Consider the following 18,349-nt stretch of genomic DNA (forward strand, 5'->3'; position numbering starts at 1 on the left):
GTCTCGGCCGTCGACGGCGTCGACCTCGACCTGAGAGCCGGCGAGGTCCTCGGCGTCGTGGGCGAGTCCGGCTGCGGCAAGTCCACGCTCGCGCGGATGCTCGTCGGCCTCGAGCGCCCCGACGCCGGGACCCTCGCCTACCGCGGCACCGACGTCACGCGGATGCGGCGGGCCGAGCACGCCGTCATGCGCCGCGGCGTCCAGATGGTCTTCCAGGACCCGTACGCCTCCCTCGACCCGCGGATGACCGTCGAGCAGGTGGTGGCCGAGCCGCTCGCCGCCGCCCGCACGGGCACCCGGGCGGACCGCCGCCGGCGCGCCGGGGAGCTGCTCGAGCTCGTCGGGCTCTCGGCCGGGATGCTGGGGCGCTACCCCCACCAGTTCTCCGGAGGGCAGCGCCAGCGCATCGGCATCGCCCGGGCCGTGGCGCTCTCGCCCGACCTCGTCGTCGCCGACCCGACGATGTGGCTCTGGCACGGCGGCGCCGCGCTCGCGACGGTCGCCGTCCTGTACGGCGGGGAGCGCCTGCTCGCCCGGCTCCGCGCGCTCGGCCTGCGGGCCGCCGCGTGGTTCCGGCCCGGCCTGCCGACGCCGGTCCGGCTGCCCGTCGCCGTCCCGCGCCCGGCTGTGCCCGACTGGTTCACCGGGACCGTCCCCGCCCGGCCCGAGGTGTCGCCGTCGCGGCGCCGCGGGCCGCCGCCCGCCCTCGCGTACTGAGCCCACCACCCTCGAGCACCGGCCGGTCCCGGCGTGCCCGCGCGCCCGCGCGCGGCCCCGGGACGGTCCGTGCTGCCCTCAGGACCCGAAGGCGAGAGCCATGACGACGAGCACGACCACGACCCCGACGACACCGACTTCCGCACCACCGGCACCGGCACCACCGGCCGCCCGGCGGTCCCGCCGCCCCGGGTGGTTCGGCGCCCTGCTGCTGCGGCTGCACTTCTACGCCGGCCTGCTGGTCGGCCCGTTCATCCTCGTCGCCGCCGTGAGCGGCGCGCTGTACGCGCTCACCCCCGCGATCGAGCAGGTCGTGTACCGGCACGAGCTGACGGCGCCCGTCACGGCCGACCGGATCGACCTCGCCGAGCAGACCCGGATCGCGGTCGCCCACGTCGGTGACCCGGGCGCGACGCCGTCCGCCGTCCGCCCCGCGCCGGGGCCGGGGACGACGACCCGGGTCCTGTTCGCGCAGGACGGCCTGGGCGAGAGCGAGTCCCGCGCCGTGTTCGTGGACCCCGGGACGGGCGAGGTCCGCGGCGACCTCACCGTGTACGGCACGAGCGGCGCCCTCCCGCTGCGCACCTGGCTCGACCAGCTCCACCGGAACCTGCACCTCGGGGAACCCGGTCGTCTGTACAGCGAGCTGGCCGCGTCGTGGCTCGGCGTCGTCGCGCTCGCGGGGCTGGGGCTGTGGGTGCAGCGCGTGCGCCGGTCGCGCGCCCGGAAGGACTTCCTGCGGCCCGCGCGCGGCCGCCGCGGGTACCGCAGGCTCTTCGGCTGGCACACCTCCGCCGGGTTCTGGGTGCTGCTCGGCGCGCTGTTCCTCTCCGCGACCGGCATCACCTGGTCCCAGTACGCGGGCGGCAACGTCGACGCCCTGCGGGGCGCGCTCGATGGGGGCACGCCCGCCGTCGACCGGAGCCTGCCCGGTGCCGGCGCCGCGCCCGCCGGTGACCACGCGCACCACGACGGCGGGGCGGGCGCCGGCGCAGGCCCCGTCGACCCGGCGCTCTTCGACGCCGTCCTGGCCACTGCCCGGACGGTCAACGTGAACACCGACCTGGTCGAGATCACGCCGCCGTCGGGCCCCGGCGAGGCGTGGGTGGTGCAGGAGATCCAGCGCAGCCATCCGACGGAGGTCGACGCCGTCGCCGTCGACCCCGAGACGCTGCGCGCCGTGCACCGGGTCGACTTCTCCGGGTTCCCGCTCGCGGCCAAGCTCGCGCGGTGGGGCATCGACGCCCACATGGGGTCGCTGTTCGGGCTGCCGCACCAGATCGCGCTGTTCCTGCTCGGCAGCGCCATCGCCACGCTGGTGGTGCTCGGCTACCTCATGTGGTGGGCGCGGCGCCCCACCCGGGCCCGCGGCCTGAGGGGCGGGACGCCGCCGGAGCGCGGCGTGCTGCGGGGCGCGCCGTGGTGGGGCGTCGCGGCGGTGCTCGCGGGCGCCGTCGCCGTCGGCTGGTGGCTGCCGCTGGTCGGCTGGACGCTCGCCGGCTTCGTCGTGCTGGACGTGCTGCTCGGGTGGCGCGCCGCCGTCAGGCCTCCAGCAGCACCTTGATGGCGCGCCGCTCGTCCATGGCGCGGTAGGCCTCCGCGACGTCGGCCAGGGGCAGGGTCAGGTCGAAGACCCTGCCCGGGTCGATCTCGCGGCGCCACACCAGGTCGAGCAGGCGCGGCAGGTAGGCGCGCACGGGGGCGACGCCGCCGCGCAGCCCCTTGTTGCCCCAGAACAGGGCGTCGACGGGCAGGTCGCCGTGCGGCACGCCGACGACGCCGATCGTGCCGCCCGGCCGCGCCAGCTCGACCGCCTGTGTGCGGGCCTCGCCGGTGCCGACGCACTCCAGCACCCCGTCGGCGCCGATGCCCTCGGTGAGCTCGAGCACCTGCGCCCTGCCCTCCTCGCCGCGCTCGGCGACGACGTGGGTCGCGCCGAACTGCCGCGCCACCTCCTGGCGGTCGGCGTGCCGGCTCATCGCGACGATCGTGCCCGCGCCGAGCTGGGCGGCGGCGAGAACGCCGCTCAGCCCGACGGCGCCGTCGCCCACGACGACGACGTTCGACCCCGGTCCCACGTCCGCGCTGACCGCGGCGTGCCAGCCCGTGCACAGGACGTCCGAGAGGGTGAGCAGGCTCGGGATGAGGTCGGCGTCGGGCTCGCCGGGCGTGGCGACCAGCGTGCCGTCGGCGTTCGGCACGCGGATCCTCTCCGCCTGGCACCCGTCGTACCCGCCGCCGTGCAGGCAGTTGGCCTGCATGCCCCTGCGGCACACCGCGCACGTGTTGTCGCTGTGCAGGAACCCGCCGACGACGAAGTTCCCCGGGCGCACGGTGCGCACGGCGTCGCCGACCTGCTCGACGACGCCGACGTACTCGTGCCCGATCGGTGTCGGGCGCCTGACCGGGCTGACCCCGCGGTACCGCCAGAGGTCCGAACCGCACACGCAGGTGGCGACGGTCCGGACCACGGCGTCGGTCGGCTCGACCACCTGCGGGTCGGGCCGCTCCTCGAACCGGACGTCACCGGCTCCGTGAATGATGGCTCCTCGCATGGGTCCATTCACGCACGGCGTGTCCAGTCGGGTGGTGCCGGCGGACCTCAGCCCCGGGCGGCGGCGCGCACGACGTCGGCGAGCGGCGTCGGCGTGCGGCCCAGGAGGCGGGCCAGGTCGTCGCCGGGGGCCACGAGGTCGCCGGCCGCGATCGAGCCGTCGAGCGCGGCGACGAAGCCCGCCGTGCCCTCGTCGAGACCGGCCTGCCGGAGCTCGGCGGCCAGACCCTCGACCGACAGGTCGCGGTACTCGACGGTGGTGCCGGTGACCTCGGTGACGGTCGCGGCCAGCTCGCCGAGCGTGAAGGACTCGCCGCCGAGCTCGTGGACGACGAGGTCGCCGTCGTCCTCCTGGAGCGCGGTGACGGCGGCCGCGGCGAAGTCGGCGCGCGGCGCCGCGGAGATGCGGCCGTCGCTCGCGGCGCCGACGATCTCGCCGCGCCGCAGGTACTCGTCCAGGCGGTCGGTGTAGTTCTCCGTGTACCAGCCGTTGCGCAGCAGCGAGACCGGCACGCCCGCCTCCCGCAGCACCTTCTCGGTGCCCTGGTGCTCGCCGGCCAGGGGGTTGGAGGTGGCGTCGGCGTTGAGGATGCTCGTGTACGCGATGCGCTCGACGCCGGCGGCGCGCGCCGCGTCGATCACGGCGGTGTGCTGGGCGACGCGGTTGCCCGGGTCGCTGCCCGAGACGAGCAGCAGGCGCTGCACACCCGACAGCGCCGCGGCGAGGGTGTCGGGGCGGTCGTAGTCGCCCTCGCGCACCTGCACGCCCCGCTCGGCGAGGTCGGCGGCCCTGGCGGGCGTCCGGGCGATCGCGACGGCGTCGGCGGGCGCGACGCCCCGCTCCAGCAGCTCGGCGACGGCGAGACGGCCGAGGTGGCCGGTGGCGCCGGTGACGGCGTAGGTGGTCATGGAGACTCCGATTGCGTGAGGGAAGCACTAACGAATCGAAAGTACACCACGACCGGTGGGCACGGCGGTAGTCTTGTCGGCATGGCTCACGACGCGCGCACCGACGGCCCCGCCCAGGAGCTGGTCGTCGACGTCTTCGCGCGCGACTGCACCTCGCGCGCCGCGTTCGAGGTGGTCACGTCGAAGTGGGCGTCGCTCGCGCTGCTCGCGCTCGTCGAGGGCCGGTACCGGTTCAACGCGCTGCGCCGCAAGGTCGAGGGCGTCAGCGAGAAGATGCTGTCCCAGACGCTCCAGGCCCTCGAGCGCGACGGCATGGTCACGCGCGACGTCGTCACGACGATCCCGCCGCGCGTCGAGTACGCGCTGACACCCCTGGGCGAGCAGGTCGCCGGCCACCTGCGCGCCCTGGCCGACCTCCTGGAGGCGCGCGCGACGGAGGCCGTGGCCGGCACGTCGCCCCGGCCCGCCCCGGGCGACGCCTGACCGGCCCCGCCGTCGCCGCCCTGCCGCGTCCTCGGCTTTGAACCCGACGTTTCTCGGCTTTGGAGGCATCCAAAGCCGAGAAACGTCGGGTTCAAGGACGAGGCCGTCGTCAGCGGGTCAGCGTCGCCGCACCTCCAGGGCCGACGTCGCCTCGGACGCGTCGTGGTCGTCCGAGCCGGCGTACTGCGCGGTGATCGTGTGGTCCCCGGACCGCAGCAGCGGCGGGACCAGGATCTTCGCGGTGCCCTTGCGGAGCTTCACGGTGCGCTCGTACGGGTGGCGGTCGCCCTCGCGGGCCACGGTGACCGTGACCGTGCCGGCCGGCGTGCCCGACGAGCCCTTCCCGGACGACGCGACCGCGACCTTCACCCGGAACGGCTCCAGGAGGTGGACCGAGGCCGGGGCCTCGACCGTGGTGGTGGTCGCCCCGGGCTGCGCCCCCTCCGGCACGAGGTCACGCACCGCGGTGCGGTGCACGCCGCCCTCGTCGGTGCCGGCGTAGACCCAGGCGCCGTCCGGGCTGACCGTGAGCGAGCGCACGGACATCGCCGTCAGCCCCTTCGAGGCCGCCGCCCACGTGGCGCCGCCGTCGGCCGAGACGAGCACGCCCGCGCCGTTGGCCGCCAGGCCGTACGGGCGCCACCGGGCGGCGCCCGCGACGAGGAGCTCGCGGCCGTCCGGCACCTCGACGGCCGCGAACTCGGTGACCGCGGCCGAGGAGTTGGGCACCTCGGCCGCGACGAAGGTCGTGCCGCCGTCGCGGCTGACCCGGATCCCGGGCTGCTCGCCGACGACCACGCGGCGGGGGTCGGCCGGGTCGACCCAGACCGACCGCGCCGCGTCCTCGGTCATGCGCGTGCGCTTCGCGCCGAGGTCGTCGGCTCGGTAGAGACCCGTGGACGTGGCGAGCCACAGCCTGCGGGGGTCGGCGGGGTCGGGCACGATCTGCTCGACGACGGCCCGGAGGTTGTACGTCGTCCACGTCTCGAACCGGTCGGTCGAGACGAGGATGCCCGCCTCGTAGGGCGTCTGGTAGCCCACGAGCACGGTGTCCTCGTCGTGCGGGGAGACGGCGACCGTCGTCGGCGTGAAGCTGCTGTACGGGCCGACCTGCTCGAGATCGGCGTCCGTGCCGCCCGCGCCCGTGGTGAGGATGCGGCTCAGGCCGTTGGCGGTGGACCCGACGGCCCAGACGTCGTGGTCGCCCAGCGGCGACTGCGTCACCGCGGTGACCTGACGCCCGATGATGCCCTCGTGCCCGATCGAGCCCCAGTCCTGCGAGCCCTCGTCGAGGTCCGCCAGCGACCGCTGGTGCAGGCCCTCGTAGTCGACGGCGCGCAGCACCGGCTCGCCCTCGGCGTCGACGCCCGCGTGCACGCCCGTGACGTCGGAGCCGGAGACGCCGGTCTTGGTCCAGGTCTCGCCGTCCTGCGTCTCGTAGTACCCGGCGCCCTCCATCGCGACCACGAGGTGCTCGGCCGGCGTACCCGGCCAGTGGTCGACGTCGGTGGCCAGCGGCCCGTACACGGGCAGCGGGTGGGTGTCCCAGGTGACGCCGAGGTCGGTGCTCGTGCTGTAGGTCGTCAGGCCCATGGCGTACACGGTGCCCTCCGTCAGCGTGGTGACCGTGACGTAGGACTGGCCCGTGTCGGCGCCCGTGGTCCAGGTGGCACCGGAGTCGCGCGAGGTCATGGCCACGCCGTCCCCGAGCACCACGGCCGCGGCGGACCCGTCGGCCACGACGCCCTGCGGGCGGTCGACGTAGTCGGTGGTCGCGTAGGTCTGGGTGACCTCGCTGCCGCCGGACAGCACGTCGGCGACCCGGTAGACGCCGTCGAAGGTGGAGATGAGCAGGTGGTCGCCCGCGAAGGCGGCACCGTTGACGAAGCCCGTCCAGGCCGGGGCGACGTGACGCCAGCGCTGCCCGCCGTCCCGGCTGAGGTAGAGGCCGTCGCTCGTGACGGCGGCCAGCGCGTCGCCCTGGGCGACGAGCTCGTCGATCGCGACGTCGGGGAACGGCAGGACCGTCCAGGTACGGCCGGCGTCCGGCGTGTGCACGATGCGGCCCGCGTACGACGGGTCGAGCACGACCTGTCCCACGGCGCCGTTCAGCGCGACGTAGAACCCGCCGGGCGTCGCGGTGTCGGCCACCGGGATGCCCCACCCGTCCGCGACGGGCATGCTGCGCACGCGCTCCCACGTCGCGCCCTGGTCGGTCGTGACGAACGGGTGCACGCCGCTGCTGGTCATGGCCAGGCCGGTGCCCGGCGCGGTGGGGGAGACGGCGAGCTCCCGGGCCGTTCCGGACAGCCCGACCTGCGCCCAGCCGCCGGCCTGGTCGGCGCCCTCGGACTGCACGCCGCCGGTCCCGGTCACGGTGCGCCCGGTGATCGTCGCGCGCGCGTCGAGCCCGTAGGTGCCGGGCTCGTCCAGCGGCACCGTGCCGCGGAACCAGCCGGGGTTGCCCGCGACGGTGGTCAGCGCGGTGGTGTACTGCTCGCCGGACGGCGCGGTCGCCCGCACCGTCGGCGGTGCCTCGGGCGCCATCGGGGCGTGGACGAACACCTCGGTGCTGCCGGTCGCCAACGTCGGCGACGCCTGGACCTGCAGCGGCCGGACGTAGCTCGCGTACGGGACGCGCACCGTGCTGCCGTCGGAGACCGTGCCCACGACGACGCCGGACGTCTCGGCGTCCACCACGCCGGTCCGCGGCGTCACCGTCAGGTCCACCGACGCGCTCCGGCCGGCCGGGATCCGCACGGTCCTCGCCGACAGGCGCGCCGTCCCCGTGCTGTCCGCCGACGGTTCGGCGGCCAGCCGCACGGTCACCGCCTTCGTCCCGGCGTTGCGCAGCACGACCGTGCTGGTGCGGGTGGCGTCGCCGCCCATGTCGGCCAGACCGAGCGACAGCGCGTCGGGGGAGGCGGTGACCCGCTGGTCGACGGCGGCCGCGACGTCGAGCTTGCCCGCGCCCTGGGCGGACGGGGAGGCGTCGGCGTCGGTCGAGACCAGCGGCTGCGCGCTGCCCACGAGGGTCGCCCGCAGCTGCTCGCCCGACAGCTCGGGGCGGGCCTGTGCGAGCAGGGCGGCGGCGCCCGCGACGTGCGGGGCGGCCATCGACGTGCCGGACAGCCGGTACTGGTCGCCCTCCACGCCGAGCTCGGCCGGGATGTCGGACATGATCTCGAAGCCCGGCGCCACGATCTCCGGCTTGAGCGTCATGGCGTCGCTCGGCCCGCGGGAGCTGAAGTCCGTGACCCGGTCGGTCTGGTCCACCGAGCCGATGGTGGCGCGCGCCGTGCCCGCCAGGACCTCGTCCTTGAACGTCTGGTAGAGGGACGAGTCGATGTTCATCATGACCAGGCGCTCGCGGCGCAGGTCGAACCCGCCGCCGGACAGCACGCTCGCCGCGCCCTGGGGCCCGACGTCGCCCTCGCCCGCGGGGTCGGTCGGGCTCGGGGTGTAGAGCAGGGCACCCGCCGCGCCGTGCTCCTCGGCGAGCAGCGCCTGCTGCAGGTGCGGGCCCTCGACCTCGCCCAGGGAACCGACGGCCAGGCTCTGCATGACCACGATCGCGCCGCGCACGTCACCGGCCTGCTCGTAGTCCTCCTCCTCGAGCCCGTCGCCGACGTCGACCAGGCGCGCCGTGAGGCCCTTGGTCGGCGGGTTGGCGGACATCGGGAAGCGCGTCACGTCGAGCGGACGCTCCTGCTTGCCCGGACCCTTGCCCTTGCCCTTGCCCGGCCCCGTGCCGAGCAGGGTCAGCGTCGGGTCGGCCACGCCGGTGACCTGCGCGCCGACGGCGAGGACGCCCTCGGCGGCGGCGGGCGAGCCGATGGTCTGACCGTACGGGCCGGAGTTGCCGGCCGCGGCCACGACGACGACGCCCTGGCGCACGGCCTCGGTCGACGCCCGGCCCAGGGGGTCGGTGCCGTCGCCGGGGGTGCCGAGGCTCATGTTGACCACGTCGGCGGGGTGGTCGCCCAGCGGGTCGGTGGCGGCCTCCAGCGCGAGGAGCAGGTCGTCCGTCGTGCCGGCGCCGCGGAAGTCGAGCGCCTTCCAGGCGGTGAACGTCACGTCGGGCGCCATGCCGGTGAGGTTCGCGCCGCCCGCGCCCACGATGCCCGCCACGTGGGTGCCGTGCATGTGGTCGTCCATGGGGTCGGCGTCGTCGTTGGCGAAGTCGTAGCCGCCGACGACGCGGTGGCCCGGGCCGAAACCGCCGCCGAGGTCGGCGAGCGTGTAGTCGATGCCGGTGTCGATGATCGCGACGGTGCGGCCCGTGCCCCGGACGGCCGCGCCGTCGGCGTCGGTCCGCTTCCACACCTGCGGGGCGCGCGTGGCGGGGATGTTCGCCTCGCCGCCGAGGATCCGCACGGCGGCGGCCTCGGTCACCCGGGCGACGCCGGGGGCCGAGCGCAGCTCGTCGAGGTCGGCCGGGTCGACGGTGGCCACGACGGCCGAGAGCAGGCCGGTGACCGTCTCGGCGTCCTCCAGCTCGACGCCCTCGCGCTCGATGCGGGCCGTGACGGTCTCCTGCGCGTCGGTGACCTCCTCGACGGCCGCGCGGTAGTCGGCCGCGAACGCGCTGCGCGCGCTCGCCGAGACGGAGCCGGTGGACCGGGCGGCGGCGAGCTCCTCCTGGCCGACGACGTCGGCGGCCGTGGGGGTGTCGAGCTCGACGATGACGCGGACGGGGTCGCCCGGCGGGCTGTCCGGGGCGGCGAACGCGGCCCCGGAGGACAGGACGAGGGAGGCCGAGGCGAGGGCGCTCGTGGCGAGCAGACCCCGGCTGCGGCCGGATCTCTGAGAGTGCATGAGGGCTGTCTAGCCGCCGCCCGCGCGTCCAGGCAATGGTCAGGATGGCCGGATGCGGCCAATGGCCGGTAACGGCCCGCGAAGTTTTACACGCGCGACACGTAGCAGGGCGCTTTTCACCCCCGCACGCGGGTGCGGCTCAGAGCCAGCCCCGCCGCACCGCCTGCATGCCCGCCTGGAACCGGTTGGCGGCGCCCAGCCGGCGCAGCAGGTCCGTCGTCCGCCGGCGCAGCGTCCGTTCCGACAGGCCCAGCTCGCGCGCGATCGCCTCGTCCTTCGCACCCGAGCCGAGCAGCGCCAGCAGTGCCCGGTCCGCCGCGCTCGGCCCCTGCTCCGGCGCGGCCGCGTCCGCCAGGTCGTCGTCGGCGGGCAGCTCGACCGAGCGCGCCCACACCGCCTCGAACGCCTCGCACAGCAGGTCCACCAGCGGCCCGCCCTCGATCACCACCGACGTCGGCCGCCGCGGGTCGAGGTCCGCGCTGACCAGGGCGGTGCGGCGGTCGGCGATCGCGAGCTTGGCGGGCAGCGACGGCGCGACCCGAGCCTGCTCGCCCATCGCGGCGGCGTGCCGGACCTCCGCCCACGCGCCCGGCCGGTCGAGCACCTCGGCCGCGTACACCGCGCGCCACGTCACCCCGCGCTGCAGCACCAGCGGCTCGACCGGGTTGTCGTCGGCCAGCACGTACGGCGGGCGGTCGAAGGCCATGAACTCACCCCGGACCTCGTGCTCCATCCGCGTGTACCAGGCGCCGACGAGCGCAGGGTCGTCGAGCACGTGCACGCGACCCGCGGCGCCGCCGCCGTCCGCCGTCTGCTCGAAGAGCTCCGCGAGGTCGGGGATCGTCGCCCGTACCCGGTCCAGCCGCGCCGCCGTCCGGTCGGTCAGCGCGCGCAGGGCGACGCGTGGGTCGACCGCCGTGTACTCGCCCGCGTTGCCCGCCGTCCGGTTGATCAGGCCCGCGGCGCGCAGGCGCGCCAGCATGCCGTCCGGGTCGGTCCCCGTCAGCGGGACGTCGCGCTCCACGTCCGCGACCCGGACCGTGCCCTGGGCCAGCACGTACCGGTAGACCAGCCGCATGTCCTCGTCGATGCCCACGGCCGCCAGGTCGCCGACCGGGTCCCCGGCGGTCCCGCCCTCGCGCACCGGCTCTGCCTCCGCCACCATGGGCGCCAGCGTAGTGCGGGTGAAGTCGGGCGCCGTCGCTCCCCGCGCGCACTACGGTGGCCCCGAGAGGCGACAGGAGACCCGATGTCCACCCTCACCACGATCGAGCGGTCGCCCGATCCCGAGACCCACCGGCCAGGACCGCACTGGCCGTCCATCGCCACCTGGGTGCGCGCCCTCGGCGAGAGCCGTCTCGGCGCGCTGCTGCTGCTCGTCGGCACCGTCGCGGCCGTGGTGTGGGCCAACGTCTCGTACGAGTCCTACGCCGAGCTCTGGGAGACCCACCTGACGCTCGGCGTCGGCGACCTCCAGCTCGAGTTCACGCTGCACGCCCTGGTCAACGACGCGCTCATGGCGCTGTTCTTCTTCACCGTCGGGCTCGAGGTGCGGCGCGAGTTCGCGATCGGTGAGCTGACGAGCTGGTCGCGCGCCGTCGTGCCCGTGGTGGCGGCCGTCGCCGGGCTCGTCGTGCCCGCGGTGCTCTACGTGCTCATCGCGCGTGGCAGCGGCTGGGAGAGCGCCTGGGGCGTGGTCATCTCGACCGACACGGCGTTCGTCGTCGGCGCGCTCGCGCTCATCGGGCCGCGTGCACCCGGCCGGCTGCGCGTCTTCCTGCTCGCGCTCGCCGTGGTCGACGACATCGGGGCGCTGAGCATCATCGCGCTCGTCTACACCGAGCGGTTCGACCCGCTGCCGCTGGTCGTGGCCGCCGTCGGCCTCGTGGGGGTGTACCTCACGCGGTACGTGCCCACCGGGCGCGGCCCGATCTACGCCACGCTGTCGATCGTCGTGTGGGGCGCGTTCCTCGCCTCGGGCGTGCACCCGACGCTCGCCGGCGTCGCCATCGCGCTGCTCGTGCCGGTGTACCGGCCCAGCCGGCGCGACGTCGAGCACGCGCTGAGCCTCGCGCGCACGTTCCGGCAGTCGCCCAACTCCGACTACGCACGGGCCGCCGCGAACAGCCTGCGCGAGTCGATCTCGATCAACGAGCGGCTCCAGTCCGCCTACGCGCCGTACGTCGCCTACGTCATCCTGCCGCTGTTCGCCCTGGCGAACGCGGGCGTCCGGATCGACGGCGAGATCCTCGCCGCGGCGGCACGCTCCGCCGTCACGTGGGGCATCGTCGTGGGTCTCGTGGTCGGCAAGCTCGTCGGCGTGCTCGGCTCGGGCGCCGTCCTGCGCGCGCTGCGCGTCGGCGACCTCGGGCCGGGCCTCGCCGTCGGCCGGCTGGCCGGCGGCGGTGCGCTGTGCGGCATCGGGTTCACCATCTCGCTGTTCATCGTCGACCTGGCGATCAGCGACCCCGGGGTGCAGAACGAGGCGCGCGTCGGCGTGCTGTCGGCGTCGGTCGTGGCGTTCCTCGTGGCGCTGGTGATCTTCAAGGTCTCCGACCGCGTGCACCCGGCCGGCGAGGCGGGCGCCACGCTGCTGCGGCCCGTCGACCCGGCGCGCGACCACGTGTACGGCCGGTCGGACGCGCCCTACACGCTCGTGGAGTACGGCGACTTCCAGTGCGGTTTCTGCTCCAAGGCGTCGGGTGCCATCCAGGAGGTGCACCGGGAGCTGGGCGACCGGCTCCGGTACGTGTGGCGGCACGCACCGTTGGACCGGTACCACCCCAACGCGGTGGCCGCGGCCGAGGCGGCCGAGGCGGCGGCCCTGCAGGGGCGGTTCTTCGAGATGGAGCGCAGCCTGCTGGTCGACCAGGAGAACCAGCTCCCGTCCGACATCGTGCGGCGCGCGGGCGAGCTCGGCCTCGACGTCGACCGGTTCGAGCGCGACCTCGTCTCGCCGGAGGTGGCCGCGCGCGTGCGCGACGACGTGCTCGACGCCGAGGCCATGGACATCACGGCCGTGCCGACGTTCTTCGTCAACGGCCGCAGGCACACCGGGCCGTACGACGCGCAGTCGCTGATCCGGGCCCTGCACGAGTCGGCGCCCGCTCCGGCGTCCGGGCGGGACTGAGCCTCAGCCCCGCGCCGCGGCGGCACGCAGGCGCAGGGCGTCCTGGCTGGGCGGGAGGCCGAACTCACGCCGGTACTCCCGGCTGAACTGCGACGGGCTCTCGTAGCCCACCCGCTGCCCGACGCCCGTGACGTCCTTCGGCCGCGCGGCGAGCAGCAGGCGCGCCTGCCGCAGCCGGATGCGCTTCTGGAACTGGATCGGGCTCATCGCGGTCACGGCCTGGAAGCTGCGGTGGAACGCGGACACGCTCATGCCGGACAGGGCCGCGACGTCCTGAACCCGGAACGGCTCGGCGTAGTGCTCCCTGATCCAGCCGACGGCGCGCGACACGTGCGCCAGGCCGCTGTCGACCAGCCCGAGCTGCCGCACCGTGGCGCCCTGCTCGCCCGTGACCAGGTGCCAGAGGATCTCGCGCCGGACCAGCGGCGCCAGGACGGGGGCGTCCCGCGGCCGGCCGAGCAGGCGCACGAGGCGCACGGCGGCGTCGACCAGCTCGTCGGACGCGTCGCTCACCACGAGGCCGGGGGCCGGTGCGCCGGCGGGCGGCAGCGCGCCGGGCGGCGCCTGCAGCAGCAGCTCGGCGATGAGCGCGGGGCGCAGCACCATGCCGACGCCGAGTGCGGGCCGGTCGGCCGAGACGCGGAGGAACTCGCCCGTGACGGGGAGGTCGACGCTGGCCACGAGGTACTGGCCGGCGCCGTACTCGAGCACGCGGTCGCCCACGGCGAGCCGCTTGGTGCCCTGCGCGATCAGCGCCCAGACGACGCCGGACATGCTCGGCGCGTCGGGCTCGGCGTGGCGCACGGCGGAGACGTGCACGTCCTGGAGCACGGTCTCGGCCGTGTCCGGTCGGGCGTGCCGCTCGACGAGGTCGCGCAGCTCCTGCAGGCTCATGGTGCCAGCGTGCCACGGTGGTGCACGATCCCGGCAGCACGGAGAGGATCAGGCAAGCCTGCGCGACGATCCGTCTGTCCCGGACGGGGCCGCAGCGGTGTGATGGAGGTGTCGGGAGGCACCGGGCCGACGGGACCCGGGATGCCGCACCCGAGAGGACACCGAGGAGAATCATGAACGTCGCACACGGCTTCCACGCCACCATGACCACCCGCCCGGGCCAGGCCCAGGCGGTGATCGACCTGCTGCTCGCGGCCCCGGCGATGACGCACCCGGACTGCGTCGTCTTCCTGGTCGGCCGCTCGGCGAGCGACCCCGACGTCGTCCACGTCACCGAGGGGTGGACCACCCGGGAGGCGCACGAGGCGTTCGGCGCCACCGAGGGCGCGCGGTCGGTGATCGCGGCCCTGCAGCCGCTGCTCGCCGGCGAGTCGGCGTACGCCGACGAGGTGCCCGTGGCCGGGAAGGCGGCGTTCTGATGACGCCCGTCCGCGCGGCCCGCCCCCGGTTCGACCCCGAGCTCGCGCCGGTGGTCGAGGCCGTGCCGCCCACCGAGCTGACCGCCGCCACGCTCCCGGCGCTGCGGGCCGTCGCGGCGACGCCGCCCGGGACGGTGGACGCGCGCCTGGCCGAGCTCGCCGTCCGATGCCCGGTCGAGCGGCGCGACGTGCACGACGTCGCGCCCGACGGCGAGTCGGTCGAGCTGTCCGTGCTCCGCCCGGCCGGTCGCACGCCGGGTGTGCTCGCGCCCGCCGTCCTGTGGCTGCACGGCGGCGGGATGGTCATGGGGGACCGGTTCTCCCAGCTCGACGTGCCTCTGGAGTGGCTGGAGCGGTTCGGTGCCGTCGTCGTGACGGTCGACTACCGGCTCGCGCCCGAGCACCCGGCACCCGTCCCGGTCGAGGACGGCTACCGGGGGCTGTGCTGGCTCGCCGACCACGCGGCCGAGCTCGGCGTCGACCCGGCACGGCTCGTGGTGGCGGGGATCAGCGCGGGCGGCGGCGTCGCCGCGGGCGTCACGCTGCTCGCGCGCGACCGGGGCGGCCCCGCCGTCGCGGCGCAGGTGCTGTCGTGCCCCATGCTCGACCACCGCAACGACACGCCCTCGAGCCACCAGTACGCGGGCGGGCCCGCCACCTGGACGCGCGAGCAGAACGCGTTCGGCTGGGCCGCCCTGCTGAGCGGGTCCGGTGCGGCGGTCTCCCCGTACGCCTCGCCTGCCGTGGCCGAGGACCTGTCGGGCCTGCCGCCCACCTTCGTCGACGTCGGCTCGGCCGAGGTGTTCCGGGACGAGGACGTGCGCTACGCGTCCCGGATCTGGGCGGCGGGCGGCGACGCCGAGCTGCACGTGTGGCCCGGCGGGTTCCACGCCTTCGACGTCGCCGTGCCCGCCGCGCGGGTGTCGGTGGCGGCGCGCAGCGCCCGGACGGCGTGGCTCGCCCGGGCGCTGGCGGCGGCCTGAGCGCTCAGCCCTTGACCGACCCCGACATGAGGCCGCCCACGAAGTACTTGCCCAGCACGATGTACACCAGCAGCGTGGGCAGGGACGCGAACAGGGCGCCCGCCATGGACACGCCGTAGTTCTGCAGCAGCGCGCCGTTGGCGAGGTTGTTCAGGGCCACGGTCACGGGGCCGTTCTGGGACGAGGAGAAGAACACCGCGAACAGGAAGTCGTTCCACGCCGAGGTGAACTGCCAGATGAGCACGACCACGAAGCTGGGGACCGAGAGCGGCAGCACGATCGACCAGTAGGTGCGCAGCATGCCCGCGCCGTCGACCCGGCCGGCCTCGATGAGCTCGTGCGGCACGGTGGCGTAGTAGTTGCGGAAGATCAGCGTCGTGATCGGGATGCCGTACACGACGTGGAGCAGGATCAGCGTGGGCACGCCCGTCGGGATGCCGAGGTCCAGCACGAGCTGGTTCAGCGGGATCATCACCGCCTGGTACGGGATGAACATGCCGAACAGGATCACCGTGAAGACGATGTCGGCGCCGCGGAAGCTCCAGCGGGCCAGCACGAACCCGTTCAGCGACCCGAGGAACGCCGCGATGACCGCGCTCGGCACCACCACGGCGACCGTGCGCGCGATCGCGGGGGAGAGGGCGGTCCACGCGGTGGCCCAGTTGTCCAGGGTCCACACCTGCGGCAGCGCCCAGGCGCGGCTCGGGTCGGCGTCGCCCGTGCCCTTGAAGCTCGTCACGAGCAGCACGTACACGGGGATGAGGACGACGACGAGGAAGAAGATCAGGGCGGCGTAGCGCAGCGTGCGCGCCAGGGTGTAGCGCCCGGGGCGCGTGCGCCGCGCGGGCGGCGGCGCCATGGTGCGCGGGGCCGCGAGCTGGTCGGCGGCGGCGGTCATCGCTTCTCCTCACGGTTCGTGCGGACCAGGTACGGCACGATGACGAGCGCGACGATGATCAGCAGGATCGAGCCGACGGCGGCGGCGTTCGCGTAGTCGAAGCTCGACTTGAACACGAACATGTCCACGGCGGGCACCTTGGTCTGGTAGTTGGCCGGCTTGGAGATCGACATGATGAGGTCGAACGCCTTGAGCGACATGTGGCCGATGATGATGAGCGCGGACAGCGCCACCGGCGAGAGCTGCGGGAACAGCACGTGCCGGTACAGCTTCCACTCGCTCGCGCCGTCGACGCGGGCGGCCTCGCGCAGCTCGTCGGGGATGCCGCGGAACCCGGCGAGGAACAGCGCCATCACGTAGCCCGACAGCTGCCAGATCGCGGGGATGGCGATGGCGACGATGCCGAACGTGACGTTGTTCCACCAGTTGTTCTGCAGGACGTCCAGGCCGACGACCTGGAACAGCCGGTTCAGGCCGGAGGCCTGCTCGTCCTGGTTGGAGTTGAGCAGCCAGCGCCACACCACACCGGAGGCGACGAACGAGACCGCCATCGGGAACAGGTACACCGAGCGGAACAGGCCCTCGCCCTTGACGGGCTTCTCGAGCATCCAGGCCCACAGGAAGCCCATGACCATGGTGCCGGCGAGGAACACGACCGTGTACAGGACGAGGTTCGTCAGCGAGTGCTGGAAGTCCTCGCTGGCCAGCAGGTCGAGGTAGTTGGTGAACCACACGAACGCCGCGGGCTTCTGGCCCGTGGCCTGGGCCGCCGTGTGGTTGTCCGTGAGGGACGTGGAGAAGTTGGCGGCGATCAGCCCGTAGACGAAGACGCCGACGAGGATCAGGGACGGGGCGAGCAGGAGGAGGGGTGGTCCGACTCGCCGCAGTTTCTTGAGCATGCGGGGCTACCTCGGTGATGGCTCAGGTGATGGCGCAGGTGGGGTGGCGGGCACGGCCGCACGCCGTCGGGCCGGGCCCGACGGCGCGCGGTGGGTGCGTCAGCCCTGGGCGGCGGCGGCCAGCTCGGACTGGTAGCCGGCGAGGTCGGACGCGCCGGTCGTGAACTTGCTGGTGGCGTCCGAGATCGCGGTGAGCGTCGCGACCGGGGCCGCGGCGCCGTGCGCCAGCGAGGACACGATGGTGTCGTTCGAGAACGACTCGATCGCGCCTTGCTGGTACTCCGAGAACTCGGCCGGGTCGGCGTCGGTGCGGGCGGGGATGGAGCCCTTCGCCTTGTTGAACGCGACCTGGCCCTCCAGCGAGCCGACGGTCTCGAGCCACGCCGTGGCGCCCTCGGCGTCCGGCGCGCCGACCGGCAGGGTGAACGAGTCGGCCAGGAAGTCGAACACACCGTCGGTGCCGGGCACGGGCGTGGCGGTGAAGTCCTCGCCGAGCACCTTGTCCTGCTCCTCGAACGCGGCGACGGCCCAGTCACCCATGACGTTGAACGCGGCGCTGCCGTCGATCACGAGCTGGGTCGCCTCGGGCCAGTCGAGGCCGTCCCTGTCGTCGTTGGTCAGGCCGATGATCGTCTCGAAGTCCTCGAGCGCCGCGGTGACCTCCGCGCCCTCCCAGTCGGTGCTGCCGTCCCACAGGCCCGAGTAGGCCTCGGGGCCGAGGTCGGCCAGCAGGACCGTCTCGAGCAGGTGCACCTGGGTCCACGTGGTGCCGACCGAGATGGCCGTCACGCCGGCCTCGTCGAGCTTCTCCAGGTCGGCGATCCACGCGTCGAGGTCGTCGTACTGCGCCTCGGGGTCGATCCCGTTCTCCTCGAGCACCGTCGGGTTGGCCCACACGACGTTGGCGCGGTGGATGTTCGACGGGATGGAGTAGATCGCGCCGTCCTCCGAGGACAGGCGGTCGACGAGGTCGGCGGGGAACGCGTCGGTCAGGCCGAACTCGTCGTAGAGGTCGGAGACGTCCTCGATCTGCGCCGCGTCGATGTAGTCCTGCAGCTCGGCGCCGGCGTGCGCCTGGAACGTGTCCGGCGGGTCCTGTGCCTGCAGGCGGGTCTGCAGCAGGTCCTTCGCGGCCGACCCGGCGCCACCGGCGACGGCGCCGTTGACGAACTCGATGTCGGGGTGCTGCTCGTCGAACACGCCCACCAGCGCGTCGAGACCCGCCTTCTCGGAGCCCGCGGCCCACCACGTGAAGACCTCGACCTGGCCGCCGGCGCTGTCACCGCTGTCATCGCCGCCCGAGCCGCCGCTGCCGCACGCAGCCAGCGTGAGACCGACCACGGCAGCCGTCGCCACCGTCGCGGTCATCCTCCGGTTCACTCGCATCTGGGGTCCCTCAACCTTCCTCGGTCGCTGGAGCACCGGCTCGGCACGTCGGTACCGTCAGGGGGACGACGTCGTGCCCGGGGCCGGCCGGGCGCGCCTGTACGCCCGTGAACCCGCGTCCTATCGAACGTGCCCGGCGTGTTGGTGTCAAGAAATGAACGCAAGCGCCGCCCGATCGTGACCTGATCGTTCAGTTCGT

The 18,349-nt window shown here is 74.5% G+C and carries 14 protein-coding genes; 6 read left to right on the forward strand and 8 right to left on the reverse strand.

What is annotated here, in order from left to right:
- Window positions 1-717 (forward strand): ATP-binding cassette domain-containing protein (locus HLB15_RS10300; RefSeq protein ID WP_171105258.1); only part of this gene is annotated, 717 nt, incomplete at its 5' end.
- Between the two features lie 100 nt (window positions 718-817).
- Entirely contained in the window at window positions 818-2,281 is a 1,464-nt protein-coding gene (locus tag HLB15_RS10305; protein WP_171105262.1) for a PepSY-associated TM helix domain-containing protein, read from the forward strand.
- Here HLB15_RS10305 and HLB15_RS10310 read toward each other — a convergent pair.
- Together HLB15_RS10310 and HLB15_RS10315 are read right to left on the reverse strand one after the other, a co-directional pair.
- Entirely contained in the window at window positions 2,259-3,272 is a 1,014-nt protein-coding gene (locus HLB15_RS10310) for a zinc-dependent alcohol dehydrogenase family protein (RefSeq protein WP_171105265.1), read from the reverse strand. The genes HLB15_RS10305 and HLB15_RS10310 overlap by 23 nt on opposite strands.
- 47 nt (window positions 3,273-3,319) lie before the next feature.
- Window positions 3,320-4,180: an NAD(P)H-binding protein gene (locus tag HLB15_RS10315; protein WP_171105268.1), complete on the reverse strand. Its 861-nt coding sequence runs from the start codon at window positions 4,178-4,180 to the stop codon at window positions 3,320-3,322.
- A gap of 81 nt (window positions 4,181-4,261) precedes the next feature.
- Between HLB15_RS10315 and HLB15_RS10320 the strand changes: the two genes are divergently transcribed.
- Entirely contained in the window at window positions 4,262-4,663 is a 402-nt protein-coding gene (locus HLB15_RS10320; protein ID WP_171105271.1) for a winged helix-turn-helix transcriptional regulator, read from the forward strand.
- A 117-nt stretch (window positions 4,664-4,780) separates the two neighbouring features.
- Here HLB15_RS10320 and HLB15_RS10325 read toward each other — a convergent pair whose 3' ends face one another.
- The gene (locus tag HLB15_RS10325) at window positions 4,781-9,481 is read right to left on the reverse strand and encodes a S8 family serine peptidase (RefSeq protein WP_171105275.1); all 4,701 of its coding nucleotides are present in this window, start codon (window positions 9,479-9,481) and stop codon (window positions 4,781-4,783) included.
- A 139-nt stretch (window positions 9,482-9,620) separates the two neighbouring features.
- On the reverse strand, window positions 9,621-10,646 hold the full coding sequence (locus tag HLB15_RS10330; RefSeq protein WP_171105277.1) for a TrmB family transcriptional regulator: 1,026 nt from the start codon (window positions 10,644-10,646) through the stop codon (window positions 9,621-9,623).
- Between the two features lie 84 nt (window positions 10,647-10,730).
- Between HLB15_RS10330 and nhaA the strand changes: the two genes are divergently transcribed.
- The gene (gene nhaA / locus HLB15_RS10335; RefSeq protein WP_171105280.1) at window positions 10,731-12,611 is read left to right on the forward strand and encodes a Na+/H+ antiporter NhaA; all 1,881 of its coding nucleotides are present in this window, start codon (window positions 10,731-10,733) and stop codon (window positions 12,609-12,611) included.
- Window positions 12,612-12,614: 3 nt separating this feature from the next.
- Here nhaA and HLB15_RS10340 read toward each other — a convergent pair whose 3' ends face one another.
- A complete protein-coding gene (locus HLB15_RS10340) occupies window positions 12,615-13,505 on the reverse strand; it encodes an AraC family transcriptional regulator (protein ID WP_171105282.1) in 891 nt (296 codons plus the stop codon).
- A gap of 173 nt (window positions 13,506-13,678) precedes the next feature.
- On the opposite strand from HLB15_RS10340, the gene HLB15_RS10345 reads away from it, so the two are divergent.
- Window positions 13,679-13,984, forward strand: coding sequence for a putative quinol monooxygenase (locus tag HLB15_RS10345; protein ID WP_171105284.1), 306 nt, complete (start codon window positions 13,679-13,681; stop codon window positions 13,982-13,984).
- Window positions 13,984-14,967, forward strand: a complete 984-nt coding sequence (locus tag HLB15_RS10350; protein ID WP_171105286.1) for an alpha/beta hydrolase — start codon at window positions 13,984-13,986, stop codon at window positions 14,965-14,967. Before HLB15_RS10345 ends, HLB15_RS10350 begins: the two co-directional genes overlap by 1 nt.
- Before the next feature lie 4 nt (window positions 14,968-14,971).
- On the opposite strand, the gene HLB15_RS10355 is transcribed toward HLB15_RS10350, so the two are convergent.
- From HLB15_RS10355 to HLB15_RS10365, 3 genes are all read right to left on the reverse strand, one after another.
- Window positions 14,972-15,865, reverse strand: a complete 894-nt coding sequence (locus HLB15_RS10355) for a carbohydrate ABC transporter permease (RefSeq protein ID WP_171105289.1) — start codon at window positions 15,863-15,865, stop codon at window positions 14,972-14,974.
- A complete protein-coding gene (locus HLB15_RS10360) occupies window positions 15,862-16,764 on the reverse strand; it encodes a carbohydrate ABC transporter permease (RefSeq protein ID WP_171105290.1) in 903 nt (300 codons plus the stop codon). The genes HLB15_RS10355 and HLB15_RS10360 overlap by 4 nt, the downstream gene beginning before the upstream one ends.
- 99 nt (window positions 16,765-16,863) lie before the next feature.
- A complete protein-coding gene (locus HLB15_RS10365) occupies window positions 16,864-18,132 on the reverse strand; it encodes an ABC transporter substrate-binding protein (protein ID WP_171105293.1) in 1,269 nt (422 codons plus the stop codon).
- Window positions 18,133-18,349: the final 217 nt, after the last annotated feature.

It is taken from the genome of Promicromonospora citrea (genome assembly GCF_013004695.1).
Classification (GTDB): domain Bacteria; phylum Actinomycetota; class Actinomycetes; order Actinomycetales; family Cellulomonadaceae; genus Promicromonospora; species Promicromonospora citrea.

Excerpts from the sequence above, each read along its gene's own strand:
- HLB15_RS10310 (WP_171105265.1), bottom strand. The coding sequence starts at position 3,272 with ATGCGAGGAGCCATCATTCACGGAGCCGGTGACGTCCGGTTCGAGGAG.
- HLB15_RS10320 (WP_171105271.1), top strand. The coding sequence starts at position 4,262 with ATGGCTCACGACGCGCGCACCGACGGCCCCGCCCAGGAGCTGGTCGTC.
- HLB15_RS10345 (WP_171105284.1), top strand. The coding sequence starts at position 13,679 with ATGAACGTCGCACACGGCTTCCACGCCACCATGACCACCCGCCCGGGC.
- HLB15_RS10325 (WP_171105275.1), bottom strand. The coding sequence starts at position 9,481 with ATGCACTCTCAGAGATCCGGCCGCAGCCGGGGTCTGCTCGCCACGAGC.
- HLB15_RS10360 (WP_171105290.1), bottom strand. The coding sequence starts at position 16,764 with ATGCTCAAGAAACTGCGGCGAGTCGGACCACCCCTCCTCCTGCTCGCC.
- HLB15_RS10315 (WP_171105268.1), bottom strand. The coding sequence starts at position 4,180 with ATGACCACCTACGCCGTCACCGGCGCCACCGGCCACCTCGGCCGTCTC.
- HLB15_RS10305 (WP_171105262.1), top strand. The coding sequence starts at position 818 with ATGACGACGAGCACGACCACGACCCCGACGACACCGACTTCCGCACCA.
- HLB15_RS10350 (WP_171105286.1), top strand. The coding sequence starts at position 13,984 with ATGACGCCCGTCCGCGCGGCCCGCCCCCGGTTCGACCCCGAGCTCGCG.
- HLB15_RS10365 (WP_171105293.1), bottom strand. The coding sequence starts at position 18,132 with ATGACCGCGACGGTGGCGACGGCTGCCGTGGTCGGTCTCACGCTGGCT.
- HLB15_RS10340 (WP_171105282.1), bottom strand. The coding sequence starts at position 13,505 with ATGAGCCTGCAGGAGCTGCGCGACCTCGTCGAGCGGCACGCCCGACCG.
- nhaA (WP_171105280.1), top strand. The coding sequence starts at position 10,731 with ATGTCCACCCTCACCACGATCGAGCGGTCGCCCGATCCCGAGACCCAC.
- HLB15_RS10330 (WP_171105277.1), bottom strand. The coding sequence starts at position 10,646 with ATGGTGGCGGAGGCAGAGCCGGTGCGCGAGGGCGGGACCGCCGGGGAC.
- HLB15_RS10355 (WP_171105289.1), bottom strand. The coding sequence starts at position 15,865 with ATGACCGCCGCCGCCGACCAGCTCGCGGCCCCGCGCACCATGGCGCCG.